We start from the raw sequence: 16162 nt of genomic DNA, 5'->3' as shown, positions 1-16162 counted from the left end.
ATTGGAGGGATTTTTACTGAATGAACAAACTTGGTTACAGCATTTAAAAGAAAAACGCTTGGCTTATGGACTATCTCAAAACCGTTTAGCTGTTGCGACTGGTATTACAAGGCAGTATCTAAGCGATATTGAAACAGGAAAAGTCAAGCCATCAGAGGATTTACAGCAGTCCCTTTGGGAAGCTCTGGAACGCTTCAATCCCGACGCTCCCCTTGAAATGCTGTTTGATTATGTAAGGATTCGCTTTCCGACAACAGACGTACAGCAGGTGGTCGAAAACATCTTACAACTGAAACTGTCCTATTTTCTTCATGAGGACTATGGTTTCTATTCTTATTCAGAGCATTATGCTTTAGGCGACATATTCGTCCTTTGCTCCCATGAACTGGACAAAGGAGTTCTGGTGGAATTGAAAGGTCGTGGGTGCAGACAATTTGAAAGCTATCTTCTGGCACAACAAAGAAGCTGGTATGAGTTCTTTATGGACGTTTTGGTGGCTGGCGGTGTGATGAAACGCCTTGACCTTGCCATTAACGATAAGACAGGGATTTTGAATATCCCTGTACTCACTGAAAAGTGCCAACAGGAAGAATGTATCTCCGTCTTCCGCAGTTTTAAAAGCTATCGCAGTGGCGAACTGGTACGCAAAGAGGAAAAGGAATGTATGGGAAACACCCTCTATATCGGTTCATTACAAAGTGAAGTTTATTTCTGTATCTATGAAAAGGACTACGAGCAGTACAAGAAAAATGATATTCCCATTGAAGACGCAGAAGTAAAAAACCGTTTTGAGATTCGATTGAAAAATGAGCGTGCCTATTATGCAGTCCGTGATTTACTCGTCTATGACAATCCAGAGCATACCGCCTTTAAAATTATCAATCGGTATATCCGTTTTGTAGATAAAGACGATTCCAAACCTCGTTCTGATTGGAAACTGAATGAAGAATGGGCTTGGTTTATTGGGAACAATCGTGAACGATTAAAACTAACCACAAAACCAGAGCCTTACTCCTTCCAAAGGACGCTGAACTGGCTATCTCATCAAGTTGCCCCGACCTTAAAGGTTGCGATTAAACTTGATGAAATCAACCAGACGCAGGTTGTAAAAGACATTCTCGACCATGCGAAACTGACAGACCGACACAAGCAGATTTTGAAGCAACAGTCAGTAAAAGAACAGGACGTGATAACAACAAAAAAATAACTCAAATACAAATTCATTGAATATAGAGAGGAGAACATTTTTATGAATTTTGGACAAAACCTTTATAACTGGTTTCTATCAAACGCTCAATCACTGGTGCTTTTAGCAATCGTTGTGATTGGCTTGTATCTTGGCTTCAAGCGTGAGTTTAGCAAACTGATTGGCTTTTTAATTATTGCGATTATTGCGGTTGGCTTAGTCTTCAACGCTGCTGGAGTAAAAGACATTTTACTAGAGCTATTCAATCGCATTATTGGTGCTTAAATAAAACCGTTCTTTTGTGGAATATAAGTGGTTTTCTTATGTTCCGCAAAGGAATGGTACACCAAACGAAGTGCGGTAGGGATTTTTGAATCTCTACAAAGAAAGGACGTGAATATATGGACGATATGCAAGTCTATATTGCGAATTTAGGCAAATACAATGAGGGCGAATTGGTCGGTGCGTGGTTTACCTTTCCCATTGACTTTGAGGAAGTCAAAGAGAAAATCGGCTTGAATGATGAATATGAGGAATACGCCATTCATGACTACGAGTTACCCTTTACGGTTGACGAATACACTTCCATTGGCGAACTCAATCGACTATGGGAAATGGTATCGGAATTACCCGAAGAATTACAATCGGAGCTATCTGCTCTGCTCACTCATTTTTCAAGCATTGAAGAACTAAGCGAACATCAAGAGGATATTATCATTCATTCCGATTGTGATGATATGTATGACGTGGCACGCTACTACATTGAAGAAACGGGTGCTTTAGGCGAAGTACCAGCTAGTCTTCAAAACTATATTGATTATCAAGCCTATGGTCGGGATTTAGACCTTTCAGGAACGTTTATCTCAACCAATCATGGGATTTTTGAAATCGTCTATTAAATCTGTCGGTACATTACTACTGGCAGATTTTCTATTTTACGGGGTGGCTCAATCAGCTACCCCTATTTTTTATGAAAGGATTGATTACATGAAGAAAATACGAAGCTATACCAGTATCTGGTCTGTGGAAAAGGTACTGTATTCTATCAATGATTTTAGACTTCCGTTTCCCATAACCTTTACGCAAATGACATGGTTTGTCGTGTCACTCTTTGCAGTGATGATACTTGGCAACTTGCCCCCTCTTTCCATGATAGAGGGAGCATTTCTCAAATACTTTGGGATTCCTGTGGCTTTCACATGGTTTATGTCTACAAAAACTTTTGATGGTAAAAAGCCTTATGGATTTTTGAAGTCTGTCATTGCTTATGCACTGCGACCAAAGCTGACCTATGCAGGAAAAAAAGTAACGCTTGGCAGAAACCAGCCACAAGAAGCCATTACAGCAGTTAGGAGTGAATTTTATGGCATATCCAATTAAATACATTGAAAACAATCTCGTCTGGAATAAAGACGGGGAATGTTATGCTTACTATGAGCTTGTTCCTTACAATTACTCATTTCTAAGTCCAGAACAGAAAATACAAGTGCATGATTCTTTCAGACAGCTTATCGCACAAAATCGTGATGGCAAAATTCATGCTTTACAAATCAGTACAGAATCCAGCATACGTTCTGCACAAGAGCGTTCCAAAAATGAAGTCACTGGCAAGCTCAAAGCGGTTGCCTATGACAAAATCGACCAACAGACAGACGCTTTAATATCCATGATTGGCGAAAATCAAGTGAACTACCGTTTCTTTATCGGCTTTAAGTTGCTTCTCAACGATCAGGAGTTTTCTATGAAAAGTCTTACCGTTGAAGCAAAAAATGCTTTGTCTGATTTTGTCTATGATGTGAACCATAAGCTGATGGGCGATTTTGTTAGTATGAGTAATGATGAAATCCTGCGTTTTCAGAAGATGGAAAAGCTCTTAGAAAATAAAATCTCTCGTCGTTTCAAAATCCGCAGGTTAGATAAGGACGACTTCGGCTATCTGATTGAACACCTTTACGGACAGACAGGCACTGCCTATGAAGAGTATGAGTACCATCTATCAAAGAAAAAGCTGGATAATGAAACGCTGATTAAATACTATGACTTGATTAAGCCTACTCGCTGTTTGGTGGAAGAAAAACAGCGATATTTGAAAATCCAGCAGGAAGATGAAACCGTCTATGTAGCTTACTTTACCATTAACAGCATTGTCGGAGAACTGGACTTCCCGTCCTCTGAAATCTTCTACTACCAGCAACAGCAATTTACATTCCCGATTGATACGTCAATGAATGTGGAAATTGTAGCGAATCGTAAAGCCCTATCTACTGTCCGCAATAAAAAGAAAGAACTGAAAGACTTGGATAACCACGCTTGGCAAAGTGATAATGAAACCAGCTCCAATGTGGCGGAAGCTCTGGAAAGTGTGAATGAGCTGGAAACCAATTTAGACCAAAGCAAGGAATCTATGTACAAGCTGTCTTATGTGGTAAGGGTATCAGCAAATGATCTTGACGAACTCAAACGTCGTTGTAATGAAGTGAAAGATTTTTATGACGATTTAAGCGTAAAACTGGTACGACCATTTGGGGATATGCTCGGCTTACATGAAGAATTTTTACCTGCCAGCAAGCGTTATATGAATGATTATATTCAATACGTGACCTCTGATTTCCTCGCTGGTTTAGGTTTTGGTGCTACTCAAATGCTGGGGGAAAATGAGGGGATTTATGTTGGCTACAGCTTAGATACTGGACGCAATGTCTATCTGAAACCTGCTCTTGCCAGTCAAGGGGTTAAGGGTTCAGTAACCAATGCGTTAGCGTCGGCTTTTGTTGGTTCGCTGGGTGGTGGTAAATCCTTTGCGAATAACCTTATCGTCTATTATGCGGTGCTTTATGGGGCACAAGCAGTGATTGTAGACCCAAAAGCAGAACGTGGCAGATGGAAAGAAACCTTGCCAGAGATTTCCCATGAAATCAATATCGTCACTCTGACTTCTGATGAGAAAAACAAAGGCTTACTTGACCCTTATGTGATTATGAAAAATCCCAAAGATTCTGAATCACTGGCTATTGATATTCTGACATTCCTTACGGGGATTTCCTCTCGTGATGGGGAACGCTTCCCAATCCTTAGAAAAGCCATTCGTGCAGTAACCAATAGTGAAGTACGAGGGTTGATGAAAGTGATTGAGGAATTACGGGTTGAGAATACGCCACTAAGTACCAGTATAGCCGACCATATCGAAAGTTTTACAGACTATGACTTTGCACATTTATTATTCAGTAATGGTTATGTGGAGCAGTCTATCAGCTTAGAAAAACAACTGAACATTATACAGGTTGCGGACTTGGTACTTCCCGACAAGGAAACTTCCTTTGAGGAATATACCACTATGGAGCTTTTATCCGTTGCTATGCTGATTGTCATTAGTACCTTTGCTTTAGACTTTATCCATACAGACCGAAGCATTTTCAAGATTGTAGATTTAGACGAAGCATGGAGCTTTTTACAGGTAGCACAAGGAAAAACACTATCTATGAAGCTGGTTCGGGCTGGTCGTGCTATGAACGCTGGGGTATATTTCGTGACCCAAAATACAGATGACCTTTTAGATGAAAAACTGAAAAATAACCTCGGCTTAAAATTTGCATTTCGTTCCACTGACCTTAACGAGATTAAAAAGACCTTAGCCTTTTTTGGTGTAGACCCAGAGGACGAAAACAATCAGAAGCGATTGCGTGATTTGGAAAACGGGCAATGCCTTATCAGTGATTTATATGGTCGTGTCGGTGTGATACAGTTCCACCCTGTATTTGAAGAACTGCTCCATGCCTTTGATACCAGACCACCTGTGCGAAAAGAGGTGTAAATGTGAAACCATCAATAGTAAACAGAATAAAATCAAACTGGACGCTGAAACGTCTAGGTAAAGTGGCAATGACAGTGGCTTTCACACTTGTGATTGCCATTTTTCTTTTAGCCATGCTGGGAACGGTGGTTCAAGCTGCGGGCTTGGTAGATGATACGGTCAATGTGGCAAATGAATACAGCCGATACCCACTTGAAAACTATCAACTGGATTTTTATGTGGATAATAGCTGGGGCTGGCTTCCGTGGAACTGGTCGGACGGGATTGGAAAACAGGTCATGTATGGACTATATGCCATTACCAATTTTATTTGGACAATCAGTTTGTATGTTTCCAATGCGACAGGTTACTTAGTACAGGAAGCCTATTCCTTAGACTTCATTTCCGCTACAGCAGATTCCATTGGTAAGAATATGCAGACCTTAGCTGGTGTGAGTGCAAACGGATTTTCAACAGAGGGTTTCTATGTTGGATTCCTCTTACTCTTGATTTTGGTTCTTGGGGTTTATGTTGCCTATACGGGACTGATAAAGAGAGAAACCACAAAGGCAATTCATGCCATTATGAATTTTGTGCTGGTGTTTATCCTATCGGCTTCCTTTATTGCCTACGCTCCCGACTACATTAAAAAAATCAATGACTTTTCATCAGACATCAGTAATGCCAGTTTATCACTTGGCACGAAGATTGTCATGCCCCATTCCGATAGTCAAGGCAAGGACAGCGTGGACTTAATCAGAGATAGCCTGTTTTCCATACAGGTTCAGCAACCGTGGCTACTGCTTCAATACAACAGTTCAGACATTGAAAGTATCGGTATTGACCGTGTGGAAAGCCTGCTCTCCACCAGCCCAGATTCCAACAATGGCGAAGACAGAGAAAAAATTGTTGCGGAAGAAATTGAAGACAGAAGCAATACCAATCTAACCATTACAAAGACCATTAACCGTTTAGGTACAGTCTTCTTCCTATTTGTCTTCAATATTGGGATTTCCATATTTGTATTCCTATTAACAGGAATCATGATTTTCTCGCAGGTACTTTTTATCATCTATGCTATGTTTCTGCCTGTGAGCTTTATTTTAAGCATGATTCCATCATTTGATGGTATGTCAAAACGAGCCATAACAAAGCTCTTTAATACCATTTTGACACGAGCTGGAATCACATTGATTATTACGACAGCATTTAGTATTTCAACCATGCTCTATACCTTATCGGCTGGTTATCCGTTCTTTTTGATTGCTTTTCTACAGATTGTGACCTTTGCAGGAATCTACTTCAAGCTGGGCGATTTAATGAGTATGTTTTCTCTACAGAGTAACGATTCTCAAAGTGTGGGAAGTCGTGTGATGAGAAAACCTCGTATGCTTATGCACGCTCACATGCACCGTCTACAGCGGAAACTTGGACGTTCCATGACTACTCTAGGGGCTGGGTCTGCCATTGTTACAGGTAAAAAAGGACAGTCGGGTTCGGGGAGTTCTGCAAGGACACAAGCAGATCACTCCCGACCAGACGGAAAGGAAAAATCAACACTTGGAAAACGTATCGGTCAAACCATCGGTACAGTAGCTGATACCAAAGACAGAATGGTAGACACTGCTAGTGGTTTGAAAGAACAGGTTAAAGATTTGCCGACCAATGCAAGATATGCAGTATATCAAGGAAAATCCAAAGTAAAAGAGAATGTCCGTGATTTAACCAGTAGTATTTCTCAAACCAAAGCGGACAGAGCCAGTGGACGCAAGGAACAGCAGGAACAAAGGCGAAAAACCATTGCGAAGCGTCGCTCTGAAATGGAACAGGTCAAACAGAAAAAACAGCCTGCTTCTTCTGTTCATGAAAGACCGACTACAAGACAAGAACAATATCATGATGAACAGACCTCAAAACAGTCTAATATTCAGACTTCATATAAGGAATCTCAACAAGCCAAACAAGAGCGTCCAGCAGTTAAGTCCGATTTTTCAAGTCCAAAAGTGGAACGCCAAGGCAATACCGTTCAAGAAAAAACCGTTCAAAAGCCAGCAACTTCAACCACTACAGCAGATAGAACTTCACAACGTCCAATCACAAAAGAACGTCCGTCTACTGTTCAAAGAGTACCACTACAAAATACAAGAAGTAGACCACCAATCAAAACCGCCACCATTAAGAAAGTCGGTAAGAAACCATGAAGTTGAAAACTTTAGTGATTGGTGGTTCTGGATTATTCTTGATGGTCTTCTCACTGCTTCTGTTTGTTGCCATTTTATTTTCAGATGAACAGGACAGCGGAATTTCCAATATTCATTATGGAGGTGTGAATGTTTCCGCAGAAGTGCTGGCTCATAAGCCTATGGTAGAAAAATATGCCAAAGAATATGGCGTTGAAGAATATGTCAACATACTTCTTGCGATTATACAGGTGGAATCGGGCGGTACTGCGGAAGATGTTATGCAGTCCTCGGAATCCCTCGGTCTTCCACCTAATTCATTGAGTACAGAAGAATCCATTAAGCAAGGTGTGAAGTATTTCAGTGAATTATTAGCCAGTAGCGAAAGGCTCAGTGTAGATTTAGAATCGGTTATCCAGTCCTACAATTATGGTGGTGGTTTCTTAGGGTATGTGGCTAATCGTGGAAATAAATATACCTTTGAACTGGCTCAAAGTTTCTCAAAAGAGTATTCAGGTGGCGAAAAAGTGTCTTACCCCAATCCCATAGCCATACCTATCAATGGGGGCTGGCGATACAACTATGGCAATATGTTTTATGTGCAACTGGTAACGCAGTATCTTGTCACAACAGAGTTTGATGATGATACGGTACAAGCCATCATGGACGAAGCACTGAAATATGAGGGCTGGCGATACGTTTACGGTGGAGCTTCCCCGACTACTTCTTTTGATTGTAGCGGACTGACACAATGGACGTATGGAAAAGCTGGAATTAACTTACCACGAACCGCACAACAGCAATATGATGTGACCCAGCATATCCCACTATCGGAAGCACAAGCTGGCGATTTGGTTTTCTTTCATTCTACCTATAACGCTGGCTCTTATATTACTCATGTTGGGATATACCTTGGCAATAACCGTATGTTTCATGCAGGCGACCCAATCGGTTATGCCGACTTAACAAGCCCCTACTGGCAACAGCATTTAGTGGGAGCAGGACGAATCAAACAATGAGAAAGGAAGATTTAATGATGAAATTTAGAAAAAATCAGAATAAAGAAAAACAGATACCAAAGGAAAAGAAACCTCGTGTCTACTATAAGGTCAATCCTCATAAAAAGGTTGTGATTGCCTTGTGGGTACTTTTAGGGCTTAGTTTCAGCTTTGCGATATTCAAGCACTTTACAGCTATAGATACTCATACTATTCACGAAACAACTATCATAGAAAAGGAGTACGTTGATACTCATCATGTAGAAAATTTTGTAGAGAACTTTGCGAAAGTCTACTATTCATGGGAGCAATCCGATAAGTCCATTGATAATCGAATGGAAAGTCTAAAAGGCTATCTGACAGATGAACTTCAAGCTCTCAATGTTGATACAGTACGCAAAGATATTCCTGTATCGTCTTCTGTAAGAGGATTTCAGATATGGACGGTAGAGCCAACTGGCGACAATGAGTTTAATGTAACCTACAGTGTAGACCAGCTCATTACAGAGGGAGAAAATACAAAGACCGTCCACTCTGCTTATATAGTGAGTGTCTATGTAGATGGTTCTGGAAATATGGTACTGGTTAAGAATCCGACCATTACCAACATACCTAAGAAATCAAGTTATAAACCAAAAGCCATTGAAAGTGAGGGGACGGTTGATTCCATTACAACCAATGAAATCAATGAGTTTTTAACGACGTTCTTCAAGCTCTATCCTACAGCGACAGCCAGTGAACTTTCCTACTATGTGAATGACGGGATATTAAAACCAATCGGAAAAGAGTACATCTTTCAAGAACTGGTAAATCCTATTCACAATCGTAAGGATAATCAAGTCACGGTATCGCTGACAGTGGAGTATATCGACCAGCAGACCAAAGCAACGCAGGTATCTCAATTTGATTTGGTACTTGAAAAGAACGGGAGTAATTGGAAGATTATAGAATAACAAATATTGGTACATTATTACAGCTATTTTGTAATCACGTACTCTCTTTGATAAAAAATTGGAGATTCCTTGACAAATATGCTCTTACGTGCTATTATTTAAGTATCTATTTAAAAGGAGTTAATAAATATGCGGCAAGGTATTCTTAAATAAACTGTCAATTTGATAGTGGGAACAAATAATTGGATGTCCTTTTTTAGGAGGGCTTAGTTTTTTGTACCCAGTTTAAGAATACCTTTATCATGTGATTCTAAAGTATCCGGAGAATATCTGTATGCTTTGTATGCCTATGGTTATGCATAAAAATCCCAGTGATAAGAGTATTTATCACTGGGATTTTTATGCCCTTTTGGGCTTTTGAATGGAGGAAAATCACATGAAAATTATTAATATTGGAGTTTTAGCTCATGTTGATGCGGGAAAAACTACCTTAACAGAAAGCTTATTATATAACAGTGGAGCGATTACAGAATTAGGAAGCGTGGACAAAGGTACAACGAGGACGGATAATACGCTTTTAGAACGTCAGAGAGGAATTACAATTCAGACAGGAATAACCTCTTTTCAGTGGGAAAATACGAAGGTGAACATCATAGACACGCCAGGACATATGGATTTCTTAGCAGAAGTATATCGTTCATTATCAGTATTAGATGGGGCAATTCTACTGATTTCTGCAAAAGATGGCGTACAAGCACAAACTCGTATATTGTTTCATGCACTTAGGAAAATAGGTATTCCCACAATCTTTTTTATCAATAAGATTGACCAAAATGGAATTGATTTATCAACGGTTTATCAGGATATTAAAGAGAAACTTTCTGCGGAAATTGTAATCAAACAGAAGGTAGAACTGCATCCTAATATGCGTGTAATGAACTTTACCGAATCTGAACAATGGGATATGGTAATAGAAGGAAATGATTACCTTTTGGAGAAATATACGTCTGGGAAATTATTGGAAGCATTAGAACTCGAACAAGAGGAAAGCATAAGATTTCATAATTGTTCCCTGTTCCCTGTTTATCACGGAAGTGCAAAAAACAATATAGGGATTGATAACCTTATAGAAGTGATTACGAATAAATTTTATTCATCAACACATCGAGGTCAGTCTGAACTTTGCGGAAAAGTTTTCAAAATTGAGTATTCGGAAAAAAGACAGCGTCTTGCATATATACGTCTTTATAGTGGCGTACTGCATTTGCGAGATTCGGTTAGAATATCGGAAAAGGAAAAAATAAAAATTACAGAAATGTATACTTCAATAAATGGTGAATTATGTAAAATCGATAAGGCTTATTCCGGGGAAATTGTTATTTTGCAGAATGAGTTTTTGAAGTTAAATAGTGTTCTTGGAGATACAAAGCTATTGCCACAGAGAGAGAGAATTGAAAATCCCCTCCCTCTGCTGCAAACGACTGTTGAACCGAGCAAACCTCAACAAAGGGAAATGTTACTTGATGCACTTTTAGAAATCTCCGACAGTGACCCGCTTCTGCGATATTATGTGGATTCTGCGACACATGAAATCATACTTTCTTTCTTAGGGAAAGTACAAATGGAAGTGACTTGTGCTCTGCTGCAAGAAAAGTATCATGTGGAGATAGAAATAAAAGAGCCTACAGTCATTTATATGGAAAGACCGTTAAAAAAAGCAGAGTATACCATTCACATCGAAGTTCCACCGAATCCTTTCTGGGCTTCCATTGGTCTATCTGTAGCACCGCTTCCATTAGGGAGCGGAGTACAGTATGAGAGCTCGGTTTCTCTTGGATACTTAAATCAATCGTTTCAAAATGCAGTTATGGAGGGGATACGCTATGGCTGTGAACAAGGATTGTATGGTTGGAATGTGACGGACTGTAAAATCTGTTTTAAGTATGGCTTATACTATAGCCCTGTTAGTACCCCAGCAGATTTTCGGATGCTTGCTCCTATTGTATTGGAACAAGTCTTAAAAAAAGCTGGAACAGAATTGTTAGAGCCATATCTTAGTTTTAAAATTTATGCGCCACAGGAATATCTTTCACGAGCATACAACGATGCTCCTAAATATTGTGCGAACATCGTAGACACTCAATTGAAAAATAATGAGGTCATTCTTAGTGGAGAAATCCCTGCTCGGTGTATTCAAGAATATCGTAGTGATTTAACTTTCTTTACAAATGGACGTAGTGTTTGTTTAACAGAGTTAAAAGGGTACCATGTTACTACCGGTGAACCTGTTTGCCAGCCCCGTCGTCCAAATAGTCGGATAGATAAAGTACGATATATGTTCAATAAAATAACTTAGTGTATTTTATGTTGTTATATAAATATGGTTTCTTGTTAAATAAGATGAAATATTTTTTAATAAAGATTTGAATTAAAGTGTAAAGGAGGAGATAGTTATTATAAACTACAAGTGGATATTGTGTCCTGTATGTGGAAATAAAACACGATTAAAGATAAGGGAAGATACTGAATTAAAAAAATTCCCCCTCTATTGTCCGAAATGCAGACAAGAAAATTTAATTGAAATAAAGCAGTTCAAAGTAACTGTGATTACAGAGCCAGACGCAAAGACGCAGAGCCGATAAAATGAGATTAATACAATCTCATTTTATCGGCTCTTTCCGTTATGTATGGATTCTTTTAATTAGTCTTCGATGTTTCTTGCTTCGTTGATACCGCTGGCTAAAGATTCCATTAAGGATAGTTCTTTGTCTGTAAAGCTATCCATGTATTTCTCTATCTGTAATCGTCGGGTGCTTTTTACCAAGTTATTAGCAGGTAAGAAAAATTCATCAACGGAAACATGAAGTAACGATACAAGGTCATAAAGAACTTGTATGCTGGGGTGTTGCCCTTTATTTTCAATATTAGTTAAGTACCGTGGGTCAATTTCAATCAATGCTCCCACTTGTTCACGAGTTAAACCTCGTTTCAATCGAGCTTCTTTAATGGCTAAACCAAAGGCTCTAAAATCATATTTATCTTCTTTTTTACGCATAGTAGACCACCTCTATACATTTTATTGTTCCTACTGAATTAAAAACAGGTATAGAAAAACGTGTTATATGGTTTATAGGTTTATATTTAATAAAAAGCACTACTAAACGCCAATAAAAAAAACCGTTATATGGTAGTGCTATTTACGCTGTTAAAATATTGTATATTACTTCCAAATGGCGGTTTGTTGGAGGTCAACGTCGCCATGAAGTACATCATATACAATAAATTTCCTTACATTGGGTTCTTGTCAAAAAAAGTCGTCTATCTGCAATAGATAAGTACGTCCACCAATGTGGTTTTATAAATCATATAGATAGAATAACAGAAGCATGTAAACAGAGAAATAAATCTGTTTATATGCTTTTTTGGCTATTCAGAACTTTTTTACAAAGTTTATTTATCAGTAATGCAACAAATCCCCCTTTCACATTGGGACTAAGAGTGAAAGGAGATAAACGAGCAAGGCTCACTTCCTTTCCTAGACAGAAAGGGGGTGAGAAACATGAAACCATCTTCTTTTCAGACCACAATAGAAAATCAGTTTGACTATATCTGTAAACGTGCTATGGAAGACGAGCGAAAGAATTATATGCTTTATCTTTCAAGGATTGCAAAGCGTGAGGTGTCCTTTTCGGATGTTGGCGATTATCTTGTTAGCCAGTTTGCGACAACAGATAACTATTCAACTGACTTTCAGATTTTTACACTCAATGGGTTATCAGTAGGCGTTGAAAATGATTTGTTGAGTGAAGCATTACGTGAGTTGCCAGACAAGAAACGTGAAATTCTACTGCTGTTTTACTTTATGGACATGAGCGATTCAGAAATTGCAGACCTGTTGAAATTGAACCGTTCTACTGTCTATCGGCATAGAACCAGTGGACTAGCCTTAATTAAAAAGTTTATGGAGGAATTTGAAGAATGAAAACACAATATCCTATGATTCCCTTTCCTCTCATTGTAAAGGCAACAGATGGCGATACCGAAGCGATTAACCAGATTCTACATCATTACAGAGGGTACATAACGAAGCGTTCCCTACGACTTATGAAAGATGAATATGGCAATCAAAGTATGGTCGTTGATGAAGTCTTACGTGGAAGAATGGAAACCAGACTGATTACAAAGATTTTGTCATTTGAAATTAAGTAATATCCTCTCTCCTTTCGTGGAAGCGTGCTAAACCATTCCACGCTTCCCGAACAGGGAGGTTTGTTATTCCACCAAAGCATATTGAGCTTTCAATGTGTTTTGATAGGCTAACGAGCCATTGTTCTTTGAAAACTGAATAAAAGTAATCGAATACGTTTCGATAAGAAAAGAGCCAACGGAACTAACCGCCATGACCTATCTTATAAAGATAGCGAGCGATTCATGTTAGTGATCCGAGAAGCAATCTTTAGCAGGATTGCCTGCAACGACATTCTTATCGTGATAATGATACTCCCATACAGTCAATAGTCCGAGCGTGATAAAACCGTCGCAGGCAATGAGTATGGCTACATGAGAACCATGCAGGGGTGGAACTCCCGTGAGCTTTGCTAAAGCTGTTCGATTGCTGGTAAAACAACTTTTATGAAATCCAAATAAGTGATTTGGAAAGGAGGATTTTATGAAGCAGACTGACATTCCTATTTGGGAACGTTATACCCTAACCATTGAAGAAGCGTCAAAATATTTTCGTATTGGCGAAAACAAGCTACGACGCTTGGCAGAGGAAAATAAAAATGCAAATTGGCTGATTATGAATGGCAATCGTATTCAGATTAAACGAAAACAATTTGAAAAAATTATAGATACATTGGACGCAATCTAGCGTCGCCAAAGGGTCTTGTATATGATAAAATAGTATTAAGTCGTATCAAGGCTCTTTCCATAAAGGAAAGGAGCAAATGCCATGTCAGAAAAAAGACGTGACAATAAAGGTCGAATCTTAAAGACTGGAGAGAGCCAACGAAAAGACGGAAGATACTTATACAAATATATAGATTCATTTGGAGAACCGCAATTTGTTTACTCGTGGAAACTTGTGGCTACAGACCGAGTACCAGCAGGAAAGCGTGATTGTATCTCACTTAGAGAGAAAATCGCAGAGTTACAGAAAGACATTCATGATGGTATTGATGTTGTAGGAAAGAAAATGACACTCTGCCAGCTTTACGCAAAACAGAACGCTCAAAGACCAAAGGTTAGAAAAAACACTGAAACTGGACGCAAATATCTTATGGATATTTTGAAGAAAGACAAGTTAGGTGTAAGAAGTATTGACAGTATTAAGCCATCAGACGCTAAAGAATGGGCTATTAGAATGAGTGAAAATGGTTATGCTTATCAAACCATCAATAACTACAAACGTTCTTTAAAGGCTTCATTCTATATTGCTATACAAGATGATTGTGTTCGGAAGAATCCATTTGACTTTCAACTGAAAGCAGTTCTTGATGATGATACTGTCCCTAAGACCGTACTAACAGAAGAACAGGAAGAAAAACTGTTAGCCTTTGCAAAAGCTGATAAAACCTACAGCAAAAATTATGATGAAATTCTGATACTCTTAAAAACAGGTCTTCGTATTTCAGAGTTTGGTGGTTTGACACTTCCAGATTTAGATTTTGAGAATCGTCTTGTCAATATAGACCATCAGCTATTGAGAGATACTGAAATTGGGTACTACATTGAAACACCAAAGACCAAAAGTGGCGAACGTCAAGTTCCTATGGTTGAAGAAGCCTATCAAGCATTTAAGCGAGTGTTAGCGAATCGAAAGAATGATAAGCGTGTTGAGATTGATGGATATAGTGATTTCCTCTTTCTTAATAGAAAGAACTATCCAAAAGTGGCAAGTGATTACAACGGCATGATGAAAGGTCTTGTTAAGAAATACAATAAGTATAACGAGGATAAATTGCCACACATCACTCCACATAGTTTGCGACATACATTCTGTACCAACTATGCAAATGCAGGAATGAATCCAAAGGCATTACAGTACATTATGGGACATGCTAATATAGCCATGACGCTGAACTATTACGCACATGCAACATTCGATTCTGCAATGGCAGAAATGAAACGCTTGAATAAAGAGAAGCAACAGGAGCGTCTTGTTGCTTAGTAGTACAAATGAATTTACTACTTATTTACCACTTCTGACAGCTAAGACATGAGGAAATATGCAAAGAAACGTGAAGTATCTTCCTACAGTAAAAATACTCGAAAGCACATAGAATAAGGCTTTACGAGCATTTAAGAAAATATAAAAAGATAATTAGAAATTTATACTTTGTTTATTTTAAAAAGATTAAAGCGGGCGTTTATTGGGCATGCCAGCCTTACGTGGATATTTATTTGGCGTTTCTTTTTTCTTTTCTACCACTGTGATGTAACGCGGATCTCCATTTGGTAGGGCGTAGCTGAGATTGTCTTCGACTTTACTAAAAAGGAGGTTGAGGGCATTTTTGGCTTCTAGTAACTCCTCTGGTGCATTGCTAGCCTTGAGTGCCAATAGTTTTCCGCCAACTTTAAGGTAGGGAATAGTTAATTCAGATAGGACTTGCATACGGGCAACCGCACGAGCCGTTACAAAATCATACTGAGCACGGAAGTTTTTGTCTTGGGCAAAATCTTCGGCACGTCCATGGTAGAAATGAACATCGTCTAAATCCAGTTCCTGAGCCAAAAGTTTGAGGAAGTTGATGCGCTTGTTGAGAGAATCAATGATAGTTACATTTAGCTGAGGATAGAGGATTTTCATAGGTAGACTAGGAAATCCTGCCCCGGCTCCAATATCAAGAAGTTTGATAGTTTCATTTGAAATTAAGCCTTGCAGAATGGGTGCAATCGAATCGTAAAAGTGTTTCAGATAGACTTCTTCCTTATCTGTAATAGCCGTCAAATTAATCTTCTCATTCCACTCGACCAAGAGTTCAAAATAGCGTTCAAATTGTTTTTTTTGCTGGTCCGAAAGTGAAAGATTTTGCTCGGCAAGCAAGTTGTAAAATGTTTCTGGTTTCATAGTTTTTTCCTTCTTTAGTATCATCTTATTTTACCACAATCAT

The 16162-nt window shown here is 38.9% G+C and carries 17 protein-coding genes and 1 pseudogene; 15 read left to right on the top strand and 3 right to left on the bottom strand.

The features are described from left to right. The first annotated feature begins 1 nt into the window (after position 1). The 11 genes and pseudogenes from mobT to KB197_RS07005 all read left to right on the top strand — a co-directional run bounded on the left by mobT (position 2) and on the right by KB197_RS07005 (position 11689). A complete protein-coding gene (gene mobT, locus KB197_RS07055; protein WP_000398284.1) occupies positions 2-1207 on the top strand; it encodes a MobT family relaxase in 1206 nt (401 codons plus the stop codon). A gap of 42 nt (positions 1208-1249) precedes the next feature. Beyond that, the gene (locus KB197_RS07050) at positions 1250-1471 is read left to right on the top strand and encodes a hypothetical protein (protein ID WP_001009056.1); all 222 of its coding nucleotides are present in this window, start codon (positions 1250-1252) and stop codon (positions 1469-1471) included. A gap of 116 nt (positions 1472-1587) precedes the next feature. Continuing rightward, entirely contained in the window at positions 1588-2085 is a 498-nt protein-coding gene (locus tag KB197_RS07045) for an antirestriction protein ArdA (protein WP_000342539.1), read from the top strand. Between the two features lie 88 nt (positions 2086-2173). After that, entirely contained in the window at positions 2174-2566 is a 393-nt protein-coding gene (locus KB197_RS07040; protein ID WP_000723888.1) for a conjugal transfer protein, read from the top strand. Further along, positions 2550-4997, top strand: coding sequence for an ATP-binding protein (locus KB197_RS07035; RefSeq protein ID WP_000331160.1), 2448 nt, complete (start codon positions 2550-2552; stop codon positions 4995-4997). The genes KB197_RS07040 and KB197_RS07035 overlap by 17 nt, the downstream gene beginning before the upstream one ends. A gap of 2 nt (positions 4998-4999) precedes the next feature. After that, on the top strand, positions 5000-7177 hold the full coding sequence (locus tag KB197_RS07030; RefSeq protein ID WP_000804748.1) for a CD3337/EF1877 family mobilome membrane protein: 2178 nt from the start codon (positions 5000-5002) through the stop codon (positions 7175-7177). After that, positions 7174-8175 (top strand): lysozyme family protein, encoded by a 1002-nt coding sequence (locus KB197_RS07025; protein WP_000769868.1) that lies wholly within the window; start codon positions 7174-7176, stop codon positions 8173-8175. The genes KB197_RS07030 and KB197_RS07025 overlap by 4 nt, the downstream gene beginning before the upstream one ends. Then, the gene (locus KB197_RS07020) at positions 8172-9107 is read left to right on the top strand and encodes a conjugal transfer protein (RefSeq protein ID WP_001224320.1); all 936 of its coding nucleotides are present in this window, start codon (positions 8172-8174) and stop codon (positions 9105-9107) included. The genes KB197_RS07025 and KB197_RS07020 overlap by 4 nt, the downstream gene beginning before the upstream one ends. A gap of 313 nt (positions 9108-9420) precedes the next feature. After that, positions 9421-9468: pseudogene (locus KB197_RS07015) on the top strand (hypothetical protein); the annotation flags it as partial. A 15-nt stretch (positions 9469-9483) separates the two neighbouring features. Continuing rightward, the gene (tet(M), locus tag KB197_RS07010) at positions 9484-11403 is read left to right on the top strand and encodes a tetracycline resistance ribosomal protection protein Tet(M) (RefSeq protein ID WP_000691724.1); all 1920 of its coding nucleotides are present in this window, start codon (positions 9484-9486) and stop codon (positions 11401-11403) included. Positions 11404-11521: 118 nt separating this feature from the next. Then, a complete protein-coding gene (locus KB197_RS07005; protein ID WP_000336323.1) occupies positions 11522-11689 on the top strand; it encodes a cysteine-rich KTR domain-containing protein in 168 nt (55 codons plus the stop codon). A 59-nt stretch (positions 11690-11748) separates the two neighbouring features. Here the strand turns inward: KB197_RS07005 and KB197_RS07000 are convergent, their stop codons facing one another. Then, positions 11749-12102 carry a helix-turn-helix transcriptional regulator gene (locus KB197_RS07000; protein ID WP_001227347.1) on the bottom strand — a complete coding sequence of 118 codons (354 nt, stop codon included), beginning with the start codon at positions 12100-12102 and terminating at the stop codon, positions 11749-11751. Positions 12103-12606: 504 nt separating this feature from the next. On the opposite strand from KB197_RS07000, the gene KB197_RS06995 reads away from it, so the two are divergent. Both KB197_RS06995 and KB197_RS06990 read left to right on the top strand, forming a co-directional pair. Next, positions 12607-13029, top strand: coding sequence for a sigma-70 family RNA polymerase sigma factor (locus KB197_RS06995; RefSeq protein ID WP_000804885.1), 423 nt, complete (start codon positions 12607-12609; stop codon positions 13027-13029). Continuing rightward, positions 13026-13256 carry a helix-turn-helix domain-containing protein gene (locus KB197_RS06990; protein ID WP_000857133.1) on the top strand — a complete coding sequence of 77 codons (231 nt, stop codon included), beginning with the start codon at positions 13026-13028 and terminating at the stop codon, positions 13254-13256. The genes KB197_RS06995 and KB197_RS06990 overlap by 4 nt, the downstream gene beginning before the upstream one ends. 225 nt (positions 13257-13481) lie before the next feature. On the opposite strand, the gene KB197_RS06985 is transcribed toward KB197_RS06990, so the two are convergent. Then, a complete protein-coding gene (locus KB197_RS06985; protein ID WP_001845478.1) occupies positions 13482-13733 on the bottom strand; it encodes a hypothetical protein in 252 nt (83 codons plus the stop codon). Here KB197_RS06985 and KB197_RS06980 point away from each other — a divergent pair. Then, on the top strand, positions 13717-13920 hold the full coding sequence (locus KB197_RS06980) for an excisionase (RefSeq protein ID WP_000814511.1): 204 nt from the start codon (positions 13717-13719) through the stop codon (positions 13918-13920). The genes KB197_RS06985 and KB197_RS06980 overlap by 17 nt on opposite strands. 81 nt (positions 13921-14001) lie before the next feature. Beyond that, positions 14002-15219, top strand: a complete 1218-nt coding sequence (locus KB197_RS06975) for a tyrosine-type recombinase/integrase (RefSeq protein ID WP_001291561.1) — start codon at positions 14002-14004, stop codon at positions 15217-15219. 186 nt (positions 15220-15405) lie between these two features. Here KB197_RS06975 and rsmG read toward each other — a convergent pair whose 3' ends face one another. Continuing rightward, on the bottom strand, positions 15406-16119 hold the full coding sequence (gene rsmG, locus KB197_RS06970) for a 16S rRNA (guanine(527)-N(7))-methyltransferase RsmG (protein ID WP_000801943.1): 714 nt from the start codon (positions 16117-16119) through the stop codon (positions 15406-15408). Between the last annotated feature and the right edge of the window lie 43 nt (positions 16120-16162).

The organism is Streptococcus sp. 11-4097 (assembly GCF_018215285.2).
GTDB lineage: Bacteria > Bacillota > Bacilli > Lactobacillales > Streptococcaceae > Streptococcus.
This window is presented reverse-complemented; position numbering and strand designations above follow the sequence as displayed.

Bases quoted from the DNA above. Each gene is read 5' to 3' on its own strand.
- KB197_RS06990 (WP_000857133.1), top strand. From the start codon at position 13,026: ATGAAAACACAATATCCTATGATTCCCTTTCCTCTCATTGTAAAGGCA.
- KB197_RS07035 (WP_000331160.1), top strand. From the start codon at position 2,550: ATGGCATATCCAATTAAATACATTGAAAACAATCTCGTCTGGAATAAA.
- KB197_RS07025 (WP_000769868.1), top strand. From the start codon at position 7,174: ATGAAGTTGAAAACTTTAGTGATTGGTGGTTCTGGATTATTCTTGATG.
- KB197_RS06975 (WP_001291561.1), top strand. From the start codon at position 14,002: ATGTCAGAAAAAAGACGTGACAATAAAGGTCGAATCTTAAAGACTGGA.
- KB197_RS07050 (WP_001009056.1), top strand. From the start codon at position 1,250: ATGAATTTTGGACAAAACCTTTATAACTGGTTTCTATCAAACGCTCAA.
- rsmG (WP_000801943.1), bottom strand. From the start codon at position 16,119: ATGAAACCAGAAACATTTTACAACTTGCTTGCCGAGCAAAATCTTTCA.
- KB197_RS07045 (WP_000342539.1), top strand. From the start codon at position 1,588: ATGGACGATATGCAAGTCTATATTGCGAATTTAGGCAAATACAATGAG.
- KB197_RS06985 (WP_001845478.1), bottom strand. From the start codon at position 13,733: ATGTCAGTCTGCTTCATAAAATCCTCCTTTCCAAATCACTTATTTGGA.
- KB197_RS07020 (WP_001224320.1), top strand. From the start codon at position 8,172: ATGAGAAAGGAAGATTTAATGATGAAATTTAGAAAAAATCAGAATAAA.
- KB197_RS06995 (WP_000804885.1), top strand. From the start codon at position 12,607: ATGAAACCATCTTCTTTTCAGACCACAATAGAAAATCAGTTTGACTAT.
- KB197_RS07040 (WP_000723888.1), top strand. From the start codon at position 2,174: ATGAAGAAAATACGAAGCTATACCAGTATCTGGTCTGTGGAAAAGGTA.
- KB197_RS07000 (WP_001227347.1), bottom strand. From the start codon at position 12,102: ATGCGTAAAAAAGAAGATAAATATGATTTTAGAGCCTTTGGTTTAGCC.
- KB197_RS06980 (WP_000814511.1), top strand. From the start codon at position 13,717: ATGAAGCAGACTGACATTCCTATTTGGGAACGTTATACCCTAACCATT.